The sequence below is a fragment of the Herbaspirillum seropedicae genome (assembly GCF_001040945.1).
Classification (GTDB): Bacteria; Pseudomonadota; Gammaproteobacteria; order Burkholderiales; family Burkholderiaceae_D; genus Herbaspirillum; species Herbaspirillum seropedicae.
In genome coordinates this window covers 4,436,671-4,451,996 of the sequence record NZ_CP011930.1, presented here as the reverse complement: position 1 = coordinate 4,451,996, position 15,326 = coordinate 4,436,671, and the positions used below count along the sequence as shown (strand labels likewise).

Annotated in this window: 11 protein-coding genes, 2 tRNA genes and 3 rRNA genes; 8 read left to right on the top strand and 8 right to left on the bottom strand. The window is 57.3% G+C overall.

Annotated features, from left to right (window positions below):
- Positions 1 to 5: 5 nt before the first annotated feature.
- The 4 genes from ACP92_RS19390 to rpe all read right to left on the bottom strand — a co-directional run bounded on the left by ACP92_RS19390 (position 6) and on the right by rpe (position 3,804).
- Entirely contained in the window at positions 6 to 581 is a 576-nt protein-coding gene (locus ACP92_RS19390; protein ID WP_013235827.1) for an aminodeoxychorismate/anthranilate synthase component II, read from the bottom strand.
- Positions 582 to 2,078 (bottom strand): anthranilate synthase component I, encoded by a 1,497-nt coding sequence (gene trpE / locus ACP92_RS19385; RefSeq protein ID WP_013235826.1) that lies wholly within the window; start codon positions 2,076 to 2,078, stop codon positions 582 to 584.
- A 335-nt stretch (positions 2,079 to 2,413) separates the two neighbouring features.
- Positions 2,414 to 3,094 (bottom strand): phosphoglycolate phosphatase, encoded by a 681-nt coding sequence (locus ACP92_RS19380; RefSeq protein WP_013235824.1) that lies wholly within the window; start codon positions 3,092 to 3,094, stop codon positions 2,414 to 2,416.
- A 44-nt stretch (positions 3,095 to 3,138) separates the two neighbouring features.
- Positions 3,139 to 3,804, bottom strand: a complete 666-nt coding sequence (gene rpe, locus ACP92_RS19375; RefSeq protein WP_013235823.1) for a ribulose-phosphate 3-epimerase — start codon at positions 3,802 to 3,804, stop codon at positions 3,139 to 3,141.
- A 209-nt stretch (positions 3,805 to 4,013) separates the two neighbouring features.
- Here rpe and apaG point away from each other — a divergent pair, with 209 nt between their 5' ends.
- Positions 4,014 to 4,388: a Co2+/Mg2+ efflux protein ApaG gene (gene apaG, locus ACP92_RS19370; protein ID WP_013235822.1), complete on the top strand. Its 375-nt coding sequence runs from the start codon at positions 4,014 to 4,016 to the stop codon at positions 4,386 to 4,388.
- A gap of 32 nt (positions 4,389 to 4,420) precedes the next feature.
- Here the strand turns inward: apaG and ACP92_RS24910 are convergent, their stop codons facing one another.
- Complete coding sequence (locus ACP92_RS24910) at positions 4,421 to 4,576, bottom strand: hypothetical protein (protein ID WP_167578395.1); 156 nt, start codon at positions 4,574 to 4,576, stop codon at positions 4,421 to 4,423.
- Here ACP92_RS24910 and mltA point away from each other — a divergent pair.
- On the top strand, positions 4,575 to 5,807 hold the full coding sequence (gene mltA / locus ACP92_RS19365; protein ID WP_013235821.1) for a murein transglycosylase A: 1,233 nt from the start codon (positions 4,575 to 4,577) through the stop codon (positions 5,805 to 5,807). The genes ACP92_RS24910 and mltA overlap by 2 nt on opposite strands.
- An 82-nt stretch (positions 5,808 to 5,889) precedes the next feature.
- On the opposite strand, the gene ACP92_RS19360 is transcribed toward mltA, so the two are convergent.
- Positions 5,890 to 6,327 carry a universal stress protein gene (locus ACP92_RS19360; RefSeq protein ID WP_013235820.1) on the bottom strand — a complete coding sequence of 146 codons (438 nt, stop codon included), beginning with the start codon at positions 6,325 to 6,327 and terminating at the stop codon, positions 5,890 to 5,892.
- 218 nt (positions 6,328 to 6,545) lie between these two features.
- Between ACP92_RS19360 and ACP92_RS19355 the strand changes: the two genes are divergently transcribed.
- The 6 genes from ACP92_RS19355 (at position 6,546) to rrf (ending at position 13,192) form a co-directional block, all read left to right on the top strand.
- On the top strand, positions 6,546 to 7,322 hold the full coding sequence (locus ACP92_RS19355; RefSeq protein ID WP_013235819.1) for an enoyl-CoA hydratase: 777 nt from the start codon (positions 6,546 to 6,548) through the stop codon (positions 7,320 to 7,322).
- Between the two features lie 654 nt (positions 7,323 to 7,976).
- Positions 7,977 to 9,509: ribosomal RNA gene (locus tag ACP92_RS19350) — 16S ribosomal RNA — on the top strand.
- 118 nt (positions 9,510 to 9,627) lie between these two features.
- A tRNA-Ile gene (locus ACP92_RS19345) sits at positions 9,628 to 9,704 on the top strand.
- A 7-nt stretch (positions 9,705 to 9,711) separates the two neighbouring features.
- Positions 9,712 to 9,787: transfer RNA gene (locus tag ACP92_RS19340), tRNA-Ala, on the top strand.
- 283 nt (positions 9,788 to 10,070) lie between these two features.
- Positions 10,071 to 12,942: ribosomal RNA gene (locus ACP92_RS19335) — 23S ribosomal RNA — on the top strand.
- 137 nt (positions 12,943 to 13,079) lie between these two features.
- Positions 13,080 to 13,192: ribosomal RNA gene (rrf, locus tag ACP92_RS19330) — 5S ribosomal RNA — on the top strand.
- Together the 16S, 23S and 5S rRNA genes with 2 tRNA genes alongside form the textbook arrangement of a ribosomal RNA operon.
- Positions 13,193 to 13,675: 483 nt before the next feature.
- Here rrf and ACP92_RS19325 read toward each other — a convergent pair.
- Complete coding sequence (locus ACP92_RS19325) at positions 13,676 to 14,230, bottom strand: acyloxyacyl hydrolase (protein ID WP_013235818.1); 555 nt, start codon at positions 14,228 to 14,230, stop codon at positions 13,676 to 13,678.
- A gap of 169 nt (positions 14,231 to 14,399) precedes the next feature.
- Positions 14,400 to 15,308, bottom strand: a complete 909-nt coding sequence (locus ACP92_RS19320) for an SMP-30/gluconolactonase/LRE family protein (protein ID WP_013235817.1) — start codon at positions 15,306 to 15,308, stop codon at positions 14,400 to 14,402.
- Positions 15,309 to 15,326: the final 18 nt, after the last annotated feature.

Here is a 15,326-nt window from a genome sequence, read left to right as displayed (position 1 = left end):
TGGTCTCAGCCGTGGGCGCTGCCGCTCAGGAAGTTCTTGAGCAGGGCGTGGCCGTGCTCGGAGAGGATGGACTCGGGATGGAACTGCACGCCTTGCAGGTCGAACTCCTTGTGGCGCACGCCCATGATCTCGCCATCATCGGTCCAGGCCGTCACTTCCAGGCAATCCGGCAGGGTGGCGCGTTCGATGGCCAGCGAGTGGTAGCGGATCACCGTATAGGGCGAGGGCAGGTCCTGGAAGACGCCTACGCCGGTGTGGGCGATCTTGGAGGTCTTGCCATGCATCACCTGCTTGGCGCGGATGATGTTGCCGCCGAAGGCTTCGCCAATGGCCTGGTGGCCCAGGCACACGCCCAGGATGGGCAGCTTGCCCGAGAATTCCTTTAACAGGTCCACGCAGATGCCGGCTTCCTTGGGGCTGCAGGGGCCGGGGGAGAGGCAGATGCGCTCGGGGTTCAGTTTCCTGATGTCATCCAGTGTGATCTCGTCATTGCGGATGGTCAGCACCTCTTCGCCCAGTTCGCCGAAGTATTGCACCAGGTTGTAGGTGAAGGAGTCGTAGTTGTCGATCATCAGCAGCATTTAGATTTCTCCGTCCAGGCCATCTTGCACTTGTTCAGCAGCGCGCAGTACGGCGCGCGCCTTGTTTTCGGTTTCTTCCCATTCCATTTCCGGCACCGAGTCGGCCACGATGCCGGCGGCCGCCTGCACGTACAGCGTGCCATCCTTGATGACGCCGGTACGGATGGCAATGGCCACATCCATCTCGCCACCGAAGGAGAGATAACCGCAGGCGCCGCCATAGATGCCGCGCTTGGTCGGCTCCAGCTCGTCGATGATTTCCATGGCGCGCACCTTGGGCGCGCCCGAGAGGGTGCCGGCCGGGAAGGTGGCCTTGAGCACATCCAGGTTGGACATGCCGGGCTTCAAGATGCCCTCGACGTTGGAGACGATGTGCTGCACGTGGGAATATTTTTCGATCACCATCTGGTCGGTGACCTTGACGCTGCCGGTGGTGGCGATGCGGCCGATGTCGTTGCGGGCCAGGTCGATCAACATCACGTGTTCGGCGATTTCCTTGGGGTCGGCCAGCAGTTCGCGCGCCAGCTGCTCATCGCGTTCGATGGTGGAGCCGCGCGGGCGGGTGCCGGCCAGCGGACGGATGGTGATCTTCTTCTGGCCTTCGCCGATGGATTCGTTGCGCACCAGGATTTCCGGCGAAGCACCGACGATCTGCATGTCGCCGAAGTTGTAGAAGTACATGTAGGGCGAGGGATTGAGCGAGCGCAGCGCGCGGTACAGCATCAGCGGCGAATCCACATAGGATTTCTTGAGGCGCTGGCCGATCTGCACCTGCATCAGGTCGCCGGCCATCACGTATTCCTTGGCGCGGGCCACGGCTTTCAGATATTCGTCCTTGGGGAATTCGCGAATGGTCTCGGTACGCACCGAACCGGTGGTCACCGGCGCATCGGCCGGGCGGCGCAGCATGGCGCGCAGGTCGCGCAGGCGCTGGCGGCCGCGGGAGAAGGCTTCCGGCTGGGTGGGATCGGCATAGACGATCAGGTAGAGCTTGCCGGAAAGGTTGTCGATGACGGCCAGTTCTTCGGTCAGCAGCAGTTGGATGTCGGGCAGGCCCAGCGTATCTTTGGGGGCGCTGTCTTCCAGGCGTTTCTCGATGTAGCGCACGGCGTCATAGCCGAAGTAGCCGGCCAGGCCGCCGCAGAAGCGCGGCATGCCGGGGCGGATCGCGACCTTGAAGCGGGATTGGTACTGGGCGATGAATTCCAGCGCATTGCCTTCGGCGGTTTCGATGACCACGTCATTCTTGAGCACTTCGATCTGCTTGCCGCTGCAGCGGATCTTGGTCGAGGCGGGCAGGCCGATGAAGGAATAGCGGCCGAAGCGCTCGCCGCCCACGACCGATTCCAGCAGGAAGGTATTCTTGCCGGTGTGGTGGCTCTGGGCCAGCTTGAGATAGAGCGTCAGCGGGGTTTCCAGGTCGGCGAAGGCTTCGGCGATCAGGGGGATGCGGTTGTAGCCTTCGGTGGCCAGCGATTTGAATTCGAGTTCGGTCATGTTTCACTCCAGACCGCCATTGTAGGGCACGCGGGCCTGCCCACTGGCGGTGTGCAGGCGCAATGCGCGATGCACACGATGACCGTGGACAGCGGCGGACTCTCGTCAGCGGTGTCGTTAAGGAAAATACGGGGGGATGCGGGTACTACAACAAACGACCCGGCACGCAGGTGCGGCCAGGTCCAGGCGTCATTTACAGAGCCTGGAATTGCCAGCGTCGCCACAGCCAGGCCTCAGGGGCGGCTGTCGGTTGAGCGGTTCGTTTGTTGTTACGAAACATTGATGTGGGGTCGCGGTTGGATCTTCGGTCTATCGACCGGCAGGCTGACAGGCTGTCAGTCCACCGAGATTTGCTGCGCTGCTTCTACAAGCGTCGAAACTATACCATCCGAATCGACGTCGTGTATAGATTCTCCGTGGTTGTATCCATACGGAACATTGAGGACCCGGCATCCCGCCGCGCGGGCCGCCTGGGCGTCGTTGCTGGAGTCGCCGATGGCCACCACCTGTGCCGGCGCGAGGGCGAAATCCTGACACACCTGCAGCAGCGGCATGGGATCGGGCTTCTTCTTGGGGAAGGAATCGCCCCCATAGACGATCTCGAAGAAATCGCGCAGGCCCTTCTTCTGCAGCAGCGGTACGGCAAAGGCCAGTGGCTTGTTGGTCACGCAGGCCAGGCGCAGGCCCTTGTTGCGCAGGGCTTGCAGACCCTCGAGCACGCCCGGGTAGAGCGAGGAATAGTCGCCGTTGATGGCCAGGTAGTGCTCGGTACAGGCTGCCAGCGCCTGCTGGAAGTATTGTGCGGCCTCGTCTTCGGCGTAGTCCACGGCCAGTACCCGGCGGATCAGGTTCTCGGTACCCTTGCCGACGAAGTTGACGATGGTTTCCTGGGACAGGGGCGTGAGACCCAGGTCGTCACGCATGCGGTTCACCGCCACATGAAAGTCGGCGGCGGTATCCAGCATGGTGCCGTCGAGGTCGATGATGGCGGCCTTGATATTGGTCAGCTTGCTCATATGCCAGGGAAACCTTGTGGTCTGTTCGTAGGAGGGCAGGCCGATCAGACCTGGGCCAGCTCGGCGCGCATGGCGTCGATGACGGCCTTGTAGTCTGGTTTACCGAAGATGGCCGAGCCGGCCACGAAGGTGTCGGCGCCGGCGCGTGCGGCCGCGGCGATGTTCTCGATCTTGATGCCGCCATCGACTTCCAGGAGGATGTCGCGGCCGGACTCATCGATGCGGCGGCGCACTTCGGCGATCTTCTTCAGGGCTTCGGGGATGAAGGACTGGCCGCCGAAACCGGGGTTGACCGACATGATCAGGACCATGTCCAGCTTGTCCATCACGTGATCCAGGTAGTGCAGCGGCGTGCCCGGGTTGAACACCAGCCCGGCCTTGCAGCCATTGTCGCGGATCAGTTGCAGCGAGCGGTCGATGTGCTCGGAGGCTTCCGGGTGGAAGGTGATGAGGTTGGCGCCGGCCTTGGCGAAATCGGGAATGATGCGGTCCACCGGCTTGACCATCAGGTGGACGTCGATGGGAACTTGCACATGCGGGCGGATCGCCTCGCACACCAGCGGGCCGATGGTGAGGTTGGGGACATAATGGTTGTCCATCACGTCGAAGTGGATGAAATCGGCGCCGGCGGCGACGACATTGCGCACTTCCTCGCCCAGGCGGGCGAAATCGGCGGACAGGATGCTGGGGGCGATACGGTAGGTCGGCATGGCTGTAGAGAAAGGATGGCTGAATCGACGGCGACGCCTGCGCCTGGGGCGCGGGCGGCAAAGGCGCTATTCTACCTTGTCACGCGCCGCTGACGAGCTTGGCTGGCGTAGCGGCTTGCGCTGGGTGCGGAATTCGTGTGCAATCGGGGGTGGCTGCCTCGATGCTTCATCGATGGGCCGCCAGCCACATTCACAAGACAGGAAATTCCATGGCAGCGTATGAGTTCACGGTGACGGTCAAGACCCAGTACCTGGAGGAGCAATCCGATCCATCGCGTTCGCATTACGTGTTCGCCTATGCGATCACCATCGTCAATACCGGCACCGTGCCGGCGCAGCTCATTTCGCGCCACTGGGTCATCACCGACGCCAACAACCACGTCGAGGAAGTGCGCGGGCTGGGCGTGGTGGGACATCAACCCTTCCTGCAGCCGGGCGAACAGTTCGAATACACCAGCGGCACCTCGCTCAAGACGCCCCAGGGCAGCATGCACGGCGAATACTTCTGCGTGGCCGAGGATGGCGAACAGTTCGACGTGCGCATTCCCGAATTCGTCCTCTCGCTGCCGCGCACCCTGCACTGACATGCCGGGTTTGGCGCAGGCCAGCGGATTTTTCAGCGCGGTCCGCTGTCTGTGGTCTCGCGCGCTTGCTTCTGTTGCTTGGCCACGGGCCTGCCATTTTTTTCCTTGCGGCCCGAGAACATGGTCCACCAGACGATGAAGACCAGCACGAAGAAGGCGGCGCAAGCCTCCAGGATCAACCACAACATGAATCTGTCTCCGATGTCATTGAATCGTTTCACCAAGCTTTCTTCGCTCCGGCGTCTCAGTGTACCCGCGATGGCCATCTCGGTCGCGGTCCTGCTGGCGGCCTGCCAGACCACCCCTGTCACCACGCCCGGCGTGAGCCAGCCCTCACCCCGCCCGACGGCCCAGCCCGGTCCGGCCATGCGCGCCACCAGCTTCTCGCAGTTGCCAGGATGGAACAATGACGACCTGCGCGAGGCCTGGCCGGCAGTGCAATCGTCCTGTTCGGTGATGATCCGCAAGCCGGAGTGGCGCGCCGCCTGCGCGGCGGCCCAGCAGGTCAATGGCAGTGACCTCGGTCTGCTGCGTCAGTATTTCGAGACCTACTTCACGCCTTACCAGCTCTACAACCAGGACGGCACCGATACCGGCTTGGTCACCGGCTACTATGAGCCCTTGCTGCGCGGTTCGCGCCGGCGCAGCGGCCCCTACCAGACACCGCTGTACCAGGCCCCCGACGACTTGCTGACCATCGACATGGCCAGCGTCTATCCCGAATTGAAGAACCTGCGCCTGCGTGGCAAGGTGGTAGGCCGCAAGGTCGTGCCTTACCCCACCCGGGCTGAACTGATGCAGGGCAATGCGCTGGCCGGCAAGGAAATCGTCTGGGTGGATGATCCGGTGGAGGCCTTCTTCCTGCAGGTGCAGGGTTCGGGCCGTGTCTACCTGCCCGAATCGCGCGAAACCATTCGCCTGGCCTATGCCGATCAGAATGGCCGTCCTTACAAATCCATCGGGCGTTATCTGGTAGACAAGGGTGAGATGGAACTGTCACAGGCCTCGGCCCAGAACATCAAGGCCTGGGTCCAGGCCAATCCCGCACGCAAGGAAGAGTTGCTCAACGCCAACCCCAGCTATGTCTTCTTCAAGGAAGAGAAGCTGCCTGATCCCTCCAAGGGGCCCAAGGGCGCTCAGGGTATCCCGCTGACGCCGCAGCGCTCCATCGCCATCGATCCGCAGCATGTGCCGCTGGGCGCACCGGTATTCCTGGCCACGACCCTGCCCAATAGCGATCGTCCTCTGCAGCGACTGGTGGTGGCGCAGGATACCGGCGGCGCCATCCGTGGGGTGGTGCGGGCTGATTACTTCTGGGGCTTTGGTGACGAGGCCGAGGATCGCGCTGGCTCGATGAAGCAGCGTGGGATGATGTGGGTGTTGCTGCCCAAGGGAATGACGCCGCCTTCGGGTAATTGATCGACATTTCTTTTTGGAAATAAAAAAGCCTGATCTCATCCGGGATCAGGCTTTTTTGCGTCGTAGGTACCGCTGCCTTTGCTTAGCGCAACACCAGCACCGGAATGGTCGAATGGGTCAGCACCTTTTGCGTCTTGCTGCCCAGGAAGATGCGCGAGAGTCCGCTGCGACCGTGCGACGCCATGAAGATCGCGTCGCAGGCGTGCAGTTGCGCCGCCTTGATGATTTCCTCATCGGGATTGAAGGACATGACGATCTCGGTCTGGCAGGGGACGCCAGCCGCTGTGGCGGCATCGGTGATTTTCTTGATGTGCTGCTGGGCCAGGGTCTTGACGTTCTCTTCATAGAGCGCCGGGTCGATGGCCATGGAGCTTTCGGCCAGCGGCGAGAAGGGGTAGGGTTCGGCCACCGTGATGCCGATCAGGCGCGCACCGCTGTTTTTGGCATAGTCCACCGCCGTGGCAATGGCCTTGTCCGAGCGTTCGGAGCCGTCGGTGGGAACGAGTATGGTCTTGAACATGGTGGCCTCCTTATCTATGTAGATCAATGATGCGCCCCAGGGGCGCTGATGGGATGACTCAAATATAGTCTTGCACCGCCGGGCCTGCATGAAATTATGGACAGTCATTGCGCCAGGTCGGACTTCCTCCCGATTTTTGCCTTATTCTTGCGGTTCGCCATGACGGATTGCTGCCACGCCGTCACTGCCACCCGATTCATCGATAAGAAGGAGACCCTATGAGCTACGAAAATATCCAGGTCGAAACCCACGAGAAGGTCGGTCTGATCCGCCTGCACCGTCCCAAGGCCCTCAATGCCCTCAGCGACGGCCTCATGACCGAGCTGGGCGAGGCCCTGCTGGCCTTCGATGCGCAGGAGGAGATCGGCTGCATCATCATCACGGGCAGCGAAAAGGCCTTCGCCGCAGGCGCCGATATCAGCGCCATGGCCGGCTATGACTATATGGATGTCTTCAAGGGCGAGTTCATTACCCGCAACTGGGAAACCCTGCGCCGCATCCGCAAGCCGGTGATTGCGGCGGTGGCCGGCTACGCGCTGGGCGGCGGCTGTGAGCTGGCGATGATGTGTGACTTCATCATTGCCGCCGACAACGCCAAGTTCGGCCAGCCAGAGATCAAGCTGGGCATCGTGCCCGGCGCCGGCGGCACCCAGCGCCTGCCGCGCGCAGTGTCCAAGGCCAAGGCCATGGACCTGGCTCTGACCGGGCGCATGATGGATGCCGAGGAGGCCGAGCGCGCCGGGCTGGTCTCGCGCATCGTGGCCGCGGACAAGCTGCTGGAGGAAGCCATGGCTGCAGCGATCATCATTGCCGAGATGCCGCGCCAGGTGGCCATGATGGTGAAGGACTCGGTCAATCGCGCCTATGAAACCACGCTCTCGGAGGGGATGAAGTATGAGCGGGCGCTCTTCTATAGCTGCTTTGCTACCGAAGACCAGAAGGAGGGGATGAAGGCCTTCCTGGAAAAACGCCAGCCAGTATTCAAGCATTCCTGATCGATCGCCGCGCTCAATAATGGCCGCCCGGCAGGGCGGCCATTATTTTTTTGTGCAGGGGAATATCCCGCCTTTGCCCGCAAAGCCTTGTGTGGCTTGGGTTTGCTGCTGATCAAGAGGAGGTCGCCAGGGCTATCTTCTAAATTATTTCAATTATTTTTCAAAAAGGGCTTGCACAGCCGATGGTGGGTTGCTATAGTTCGCCCCCTGCTGACGCGACACACGAAGCGAAGTTGAAAAACAGAGCGACGGAGGTCGGCGAAGCAAAGAGTAGTGAAGCAGTTTGTAGGGCGTTTTAAATGGAAGTAGTCAAAGCGGCAGTTAAGCGAAGACGAAAAAATTTAAAGCGAATCGCAAAAAAGTAGTTGACGCGATAAACAAGCTGCTACATAATCTCGTTTCTCTGCTGCTGACGAACAAAACGATTCGCAGCGATGCAAACAGCGCCAAGCGCGTTTGCGGCAGACAAGATCTTTAAAAATTAACAGCCGATAAGCGTGGGCGTTTAATGAAGTGCGACAGAACTTCGGTTCTGGAAACTTTAAATATTAAATGCTCACAAGAAATATAGGTAAGTTCGCAAGAAATTACCTGTCAGTATTTTGAGAGAGCGATGCCCTTCGGGGTAGCCAGAAATGGCACAAAACAGAGATTAAACTAAAGAGTTTGATCCTGGCTCAGATTGAACGCTGGCGGCATGCCTTACACATGCAAGTCGAACGGCAGCATAGGAGCTTGCTCCTGATGGCGAGTGGCGAACGGGTGAGTAATATATCGGAACGTGCCCTAGAGTGGGGGATAACTAGTCGAAAGATTAGCTAATACCGCATACGATCTACGGATGAAAGTGGGGGATCGCAAGACCTCATGCTCCTGGAGCGGCCGATATCTGATTAGCTAGTTGGTGGGGTAAAAGCCTACCAAGGCGACGATCAGTAGCTGGTCTGAGAGGACGACCAGCCACACTGGGACTGAGACACGGCCCAGACTCCTACGGGAGGCAGCAGTGGGGAATTTTGGACAATGGGGGCAACCCTGATCCAGCAATGCCGCGTGAGTGAAGAAGGCCTTCGGGTTGTAAAGCTCTTTTGTCAGGGAAGAAACGGTTTTGGCTAATATCCAGAACTAATGACGGTACCTGAAGAATAAGCACCGGCTAACTACGTGCCAGCAGCCGCGGTAATACGTAGGGTGCAAGCGTTAATCGGAATTACTGGGCGTAAAGCGTGCGCAGGCGGTTGTGTAAGACAGATGTGAAATCCCCGGGCTCAACCTGGGAATTGCATTTGTGACTGCACGGCTAGAGTGTGTCAGAGGGGGGTAGAATTCCACGTGTAGCAGTGAAATGCGTAGATATGTGGAGGAATACCGATGGCGAAGGCAGCCCCCTGGGATAACACTGACGCTCATGCACGAAAGCGTGGGGAGCAAACAGGATTAGATACCCTGGTAGTCCACGCCCTAAACGATGTCTACTAGTTGTCGGGTCTTAATTGACTTGGTAACGCAGCTAACGCGTGAAGTAGACCGCCTGGGGAGTACGGTCGCAAGATTAAAACTCAAAGGAATTGACGGGGACCCGCACAAGCGGTGGATGATGTGGATTAATTCGATGCAACGCGAAAAACCTTACCTACCCTTGACATGGTCGGAATCCTGAAGAGATTTGGGAGTGCTCGAAAGAGAACCGGCGCACAGGTGCTGCATGGCTGTCGTCAGCTCGTGTCGTGAGATGTTGGGTTAAGTCCCGCAACGAGCGCAACCCTTGTCATTAGTTGCTACGAAAGGGCACTCTAATGAGACTGCCGGTGACAAACCGGAGGAAGGTGGGGATGACGTCAAGTCCTCATGGCCCTTATGGGTAGGGCTTCACACGTCATACAATGGTACATACAGAGGGCCGCCAACCCGCGAGGGGGAGCTAATCCCAGAAAGTGTATCGTAGTCCGGATTGGAGTCTGCAACTCGACTCCATGAAGTTGGAATCGCTAGTAATCGCGGATCAGCATGTCGCGGTGAATACGTTCCCGGGTCTTGTACACACCGCCCGTCACACCATGGGAGCGGGTTTTACCAGAAGTGGGTAGCCTAACCGCAAGGAGGGCGCTCACCACGGTAGGATTCGTGACTGGGGTGAAGTCGTAACAAGGTAGCCGTATCGGAAGGTGCGGCTGGATCACCTCCTTTCTAGAGTGCGCACGAAGTTAAGCGTCCACACTTATCGGCTGTAATTCAAAGAACAGTTATTTGGTGAAGCGCGGTCTGTGGCAAACGTCACTGACTGGCTACTGATACTGATCCAAGCGGGTCTGTAGCTCAGCTGGTTAGAGCACCGTGTTGATAACGCGGGGGTCGTTGGTTCGAGCCCAACCAGACCCACCAAGGTTTCGGGGGTTTAGCTCAGCTGGGAGAGCACCTGCTTTGCAAGCAGGGGGTCGTCGGTTCGATCCCGTCAACCTCCACCAAGAAATGTCAAACCTAAGTCAGCGTTCAAGTTGGCGTAGTGATTTAGGTTTGATCTTTTACGATCAATGGCTGTTTTTGTTCTTTAACAATCTGGAAGAAGTAAAGATTCATTTAAACGATCGCCAGGACTTCGGTTCTTGCGAAAGTAAAAATGGGTGTGATTGTATCAATCAAAGTATTACGAAGTGATCTTAGCAATTAGAAGACTTACTTTGGAATACGGCAAACGCTAAAACTCAACGCTTCTTTATAACGCTCTTGCAAAAGAGGCTAACGTTATAGGAACAAGCGAATAAGTGCACATGGTGGATGCCTTGGCGATTACAGGCGATGAAGGACGTAGTAGCTTGCGATAAGCTGCGGGGAGCTGGCAAACAAGCTTTGATCCGCAGATTTCCGAATGGGGAAACCCGGCCGTAAGGTCATCGTTATCTGAATACATAGGGTAACGAAGCGAACGTGGCGAACTGAAACATCTAAGTAGCTACAGGAAAAGAAATCAACCGAGATTCCCAAAGTAGTGGCGAGCGAAATGGGATCAGCCTGCAAGATTTAGCATCAACGATAGCAAAACGGAATGGAAAGTCCGGCCATAGTGGGTGATAGCCCCGTATGCGAAATCGATGGTGTGGAACTAGGCTTGCGACAAGTAGGGCGGGACACGTGAAATCCTGTCTGAACATGGGGGGACCATCCTCCAAGGCTAAATACTCGTAATCGACCGATAGTGAACCAGTACCGTGAGGGAAAGGCGAAAAGAACCCCGGAAGGGGAGTGAAATAGATCCTGAAACCGTGTGCATACAAACAGTAGGAGCCTCGAAAGGGGTGACTGCGTACCTTTTGTATAATGGGTCAGCGACTTACATTCAGTGGCAAGCTTAACCGAATAGGGAAGGCGCAGAGAAATCGAGTCCGAATAGGGCGTTCAGTCGCTGGGTGTAGACCCGAAACCAGATGATCTATCCATGGCCAGGTTGAAGGTGCGGTAACACGCACTGGAGGACCGAACCCACTAATGTTGAAAAATTAGGGGATGAGCTGTGGATAGGGGTGAAAGGCTAAACAAATCTGGAAATAGCTGGTTCTCTCCGAAAACTATTTAGGTAGTGCCTCAAGTATCACCATCGGGGGTAGAGCACTGTTATGGCTAGGGGGTCATCGCGACTTACCAAACCATTGCAAACTCCGAATACCGATGAGTGCGAGCTTGGGAGACAGACGCCGGGTGCTAACGTCCGACGTCAAGAGGGAAACAACCCAGACCGCCAGCTAAGGTCCCAAAGATTGGCTAAGTGGAAAACGAAGTGGGAAGGCTAAAACAGTCAGGAGGTTGGCTTAGAAGCAGCCATCCTTTAAAGAAAGCGTAATAGCTCACTGATCGAGTCGTCCTGCGCGGAAGATGTAACGGGGCTAAGCCAGTCACCGAAGCTGCGGATATCCGTAAGGATATGGTAGGAGAGCGTTCTGTAAGCCTGTGAAGGTGTCTTGTAAAGGATGCTGGAGGTATCAGAAGTGCGAATGCTGACATGAGTAGCGATAATGCGGGTGAAAAGCCCGCACGCCGTAAGCCCAAGGTTTCCTGTTCAACGTTCATCGGAGCAGGGTGAGTCGGCCCCTAAGGCGAGGCAGAGATGCGTAGCTGATGGGAAGCAGGTTAATATTCCTGCACCGTCGTTAGATGCGATGGGGGGACGGATCGCGGAAGGTTGTCCGGGTGTTGGAAGTCCCGGTTTTTGCATCGAAGAAGGCTGTTAGGCAAATCCGGCAGCGTAATTCAAGGGTGTGAGACGAGCGAACTTGTTCGCGAAGCAATCGGAAGTGGTTCCAAGAAAAGCCTCTAAGCTTCAGTCTAACGAGACCGTACCGCAAACCGACACAGGTGGGCGAGATGAGTATTCTAAGGCGCTTGAGAGAACTCGGGAGAAGGAACTCGGCAAATTGGTACCGTAACTTCGGGATAAGGTACGCCCAAGTAGTTTGACTGGCCTGCGCCAGAAGGACAAAAGGGTTGCAATAAAATGGTGGCTGCGACTGTTTAATAAAAACACAGCACTCTGCAAACACGAAAGTGGACGTATAGGGTGTGACGCCTGCCCGGTGCTGGAAGATTAAATGATGGGGTGCAAGCTCTTGATTGAAGTCCCAGTAAACGGCGGCCGTAACTATAACGGTCCTAAGGTAGCGAAATTCCTTGTCGGGTAAGTTCCGACCTGCACGAATGGCGTAACGATGGCCACACTGTCTCCTCCCGAGACTCAGCGAAGTTGAAATGTTTGTGATGATGCAATCTACCCGCGGCTAGACGGAAAGACCCCATGAACCTTTACTGTAGCTTTGCATTGGACTTTGAACCAATCTGTGTAGGATAGGTGGGAGGCTTTGAAGCAGGAACGCTAGTTTCTGTGGAGCCGACCTTGAAATACCACCCTGGTTTGTTTGAGGTTCTAACCTTGGTCCGTTATCCGGATCGGGGACAGTGCATGGTAGGCAGTTTGACTGGGGCGGTCTCCTCCCAAAGTGTAACGGAGGAGTTCGAAGGTACGCTAGGTACGGTCGGACATCGTGCTAATAGTGCAATGGCATAAGCGTGCTTAACTGCGAGACTGACAAGTCGAGCAGGTACGAAAGTAGGACATAGTGATCCGGTGGTTCTGTATGGAAGGGCCATCGCTCAACGGATAAAAGGTACTCTGGGGATAACAGGCTGATTCCTCCCAAGAGTTCATATCGACGGGGGAGTTTGGCACCTCGATGTCGGCTCATCACATCCTGGGGCTGTAGCCGGTCCCAAGGGTATGGCTGTTCGCCATTTAAAGTGGTACGTGAGCTGGGTTTAAAACGTCGTGAGACAGTTTGGTCCCTATCTGCCGTGGGCGTTGGAAGTTTGAAGGGGGCTGCTCCTAGTACGAGAGGACCGGAGTGGACGAACCTCTGGTGTATCGGTTGTCACGCCAGTGGCATTGCCGAGTAGCTAAGTTCGGAAGAGATAACCGCTGAAAGCATCTAAGCGGGAAACTCGCCTTGAGATGAGACTTCCCGGGAACTAGATTCCCCTAAAGGGTCGTTCGAGACCAGGACGTTGATAGGTCAGGTGTGGAAGCGCAGTAATGCGTTAAGCTAACTGATACTAATTGCCCGTGCGGCTTGTTCCTATAACATTAGCTCTGTTATAGACAAGTTGAGCATATATTGTGTTTGCCCTAGTGCATCACACCCCAGAATCTAAAATACTTCTTCCAGTTTGGGTTGGTTGCTGCTCCAGCGAGAGCAACTGACTTTACAAGTTATGCCTGATGACTATAGCAAGTTGGTACCACCCCTTCCCATCCCGAACAGGACCGTGAAACGACTTCGCGCCGATGATAGTGCTGCAACCAGTGTGAAAGTAGGTCATCGTCAGGCTTGTTACTCCCAAGAACCCTCGTTACGCAAGTAGCGAGGGTTTTTGCTTTTCCGCGTCCGTATTCTTTGCGCTGGCATTTAAGTTACGTTTCCATCTCCATCTGCGTATCCGTCTCTCAGCCATCGCTGGCATTTCAATCCCTTGGGTTATACACAGCCAAGATTGCCACTACGATTCTTCAAGCATGCCGGTGACTCACATCGATATTAGTGTTTTCGCATGGGATCGGCTGGAAAGCCTGATCCCCAGGCCTGTCCAGAAGTCCAATAGTTAGACTTATGCACAACGCGGATACGCAGCCGCCTCGGCAGTTAATTTATGCACAGGCGAAAATCCGGTCTTTCGGATCAAGCTTTCATTGACTGGACCTGGACCATCGAGCGTACCATCAAGCACCCAGGCAGCCATGCCGCGGAAAATCCAGACAATAAAAAAGCCGGCAAAGCCGGCTTCTTCATTTTCACTGCTTCAAGGTTCTGTCATCAGAACTTGTAGGCCACACGCGCCACAGCAAAGTTCACGCCGCCGTTAGGCTGCTTGATGCCGCCGTTGGAGAAGTGTTGCAGGCGGATGCCCAGGTCCAGACCATTGCTGAACACATAGCCAGCACCGATGTGGTCGCCGAACTGGAAGGCGGTGGACAGCACCTTGTCGTTGTTGCGGTAGAGCTTGGAGAAGAGGTGCACGCCGATGCCGGCTTCACCATAGAAACCCTTGCCATCATCACGCTGGAAGCGCAGCACCGGAGTCAGGCCCAGGTCGACCAGATTGCCGCTGTCATTGGTGTTGTTGTAGTGGTTCATGCGCCAGTTGGCCAGCGACAGATCCCAGTAGCCACCGATATGGGTGCCGTTGGATTGCCAGAAATTCCAGTTCGGACCCCAGTTGAACTGGGCGCCCAGACGCACCAGCTGGGTGCTGTTGCCAGTACCGTACTCCAGCGACATGCCGTCGATGGCGTAGCTCGGGGATTGGACCGCAATGGCGGCCACACCAGCGAATGCGATCTTGGCGACCAGGCTCTTCAGTTTAGTCATGGATTGTCTTTCAACGCGTAAATAGTTTTGAAGGATATCTTTGCAGGGATTCCGTGCGGATCTTGATGTCCGCGATAGGGCGCTATTTTCTCACAATCGTACAGAATGCATACTCGCGTGTCCGATTTTGGCGTCATCGAAGTCATGGTCCACAACAAGGTCCGGCCCATTATGGTCGATAGCTGTATTCCAGCTGTCCCGGCACGTCCACCCGCACCGCCAGCACGCACCCCGACTCGGGATACTGCGCCAGTTCGGCCGGGCTGCGGCCATTGCGACCGGTGGTGATGTAGAGCGTGCGCAAGTCATCGCCGCCAAACGCCACCATGGTCGGACAACGCGCCGGCAGGCGGATTTCCTGGAGGATCTCGCCCTGCGGCGACAATCGCAAGACCCGGCCGCCCTCGAACATCGCACACCAGTATGCGCCCTGGCTGTCCACGGCGGCGCCATCGGGACGGCCGCCATAGTCCGGGGCGCTCTTGTCGCTGTCGAACTGGCGCAGCAGACGACAATTGCTGGTCGCGCCCGTGGCCAGGTCGTAATCGTAGAGGTTGATGCGGTGCGCCGGCGTGTTGGCGTGATACATCAGCCGCTGGTCCGAGCTGAACGCCAAGCCGTTGGAGGTCACGACCGCGTGATGGGCGTCGCGCAAGGCGTTGCGTTCGAAGCAATACAGCGTGCCGCCATCGCGGTCACGTGGTTCGTAGATGGTCCCGCACCAGAAACGGCCCGAGGCATCGCAGCGCCCATCGTTGAACCGGATGCGGCTGCTGTCGTAGGGGGCGGCCAGCAGCAAGGTGAGCGCGCCGGTATCGGTATTGAGGTGGAACATGCCCGTGCGGATCGCCACCACCAGCCCGCCTTGGGCGTGGCGGACGATGCTGCCGGGTTCCTCCGGCAGGTCCCAACGCTTGTGCTGGCCGCTCTCGGGATGGAGCCGATGCACTGCCTTGCCGGGGATGTCGATCCAGTACAGGGCCGCCTCTTGTGCATGCCACAGCGGCGATTCGCCCAGCAGCATCGGTTCCGGGAAGGCGACGGTGACAGCGGCGGCAGAAGGGGAGGGAACGGACATGGGCAGCAACCTGATCGG

Coding starts and splice junctions, on each gene's coding strand:
- ACP92_RS24910 (WP_167578395.1), bottom strand. CDS start 4,576: ATGTTGTGGTTGATCCTGGAGGCTTGCGCCGCCTTCTTCGTGCTGGTC.
- trpE (WP_013235826.1), bottom strand. CDS start 2,078: ATGACCGAACTCGAATTCAAATCGCTGGCCACCGAAGGCTACAACCGC.
- ACP92_RS19355 (WP_013235819.1), top strand. CDS start 6,546: ATGAGCTACGAAAATATCCAGGTCGAAACCCACGAGAAGGTCGGTCTG.
- ACP92_RS19325 (WP_013235818.1), bottom strand. CDS start 14,230: ATGACTAAACTGAAGAGCCTGGTCGCCAAGATCGCATTCGCTGGTGTG.
- apaG (WP_013235822.1), top strand. CDS start 4,014: ATGGCAGCGTATGAGTTCACGGTGACGGTCAAGACCCAGTACCTGGAG.
- ACP92_RS19360 (WP_013235820.1), bottom strand. CDS start 6,327: ATGTTCAAGACCATACTCGTTCCCACCGACGGCTCCGAACGCTCGGAC.
- ACP92_RS19390 (WP_013235827.1), bottom strand. CDS start 581: ATGCTGCTGATGATCGACAACTACGACTCCTTCACCTACAACCTGGTG.
- mltA (WP_013235821.1), top strand. CDS start 4,575: ATGAATCTGTCTCCGATGTCATTGAATCGTTTCACCAAGCTTTCTTCG.
- ACP92_RS19380 (WP_013235824.1), bottom strand. CDS start 3,094: ATGAGCAAGCTGACCAATATCAAGGCCGCCATCATCGACCTCGACGGC.
- rpe (WP_013235823.1), bottom strand. CDS start 3,804: ATGCCGACCTACCGTATCGCCCCCAGCATCCTGTCCGCCGATTTCGCC.
- ACP92_RS19320 (WP_013235817.1), bottom strand. CDS start 15,308: ATGTCCGTTCCCTCCCCTTCTGCCGCCGCTGTCACCGTCGCCTTCCCG.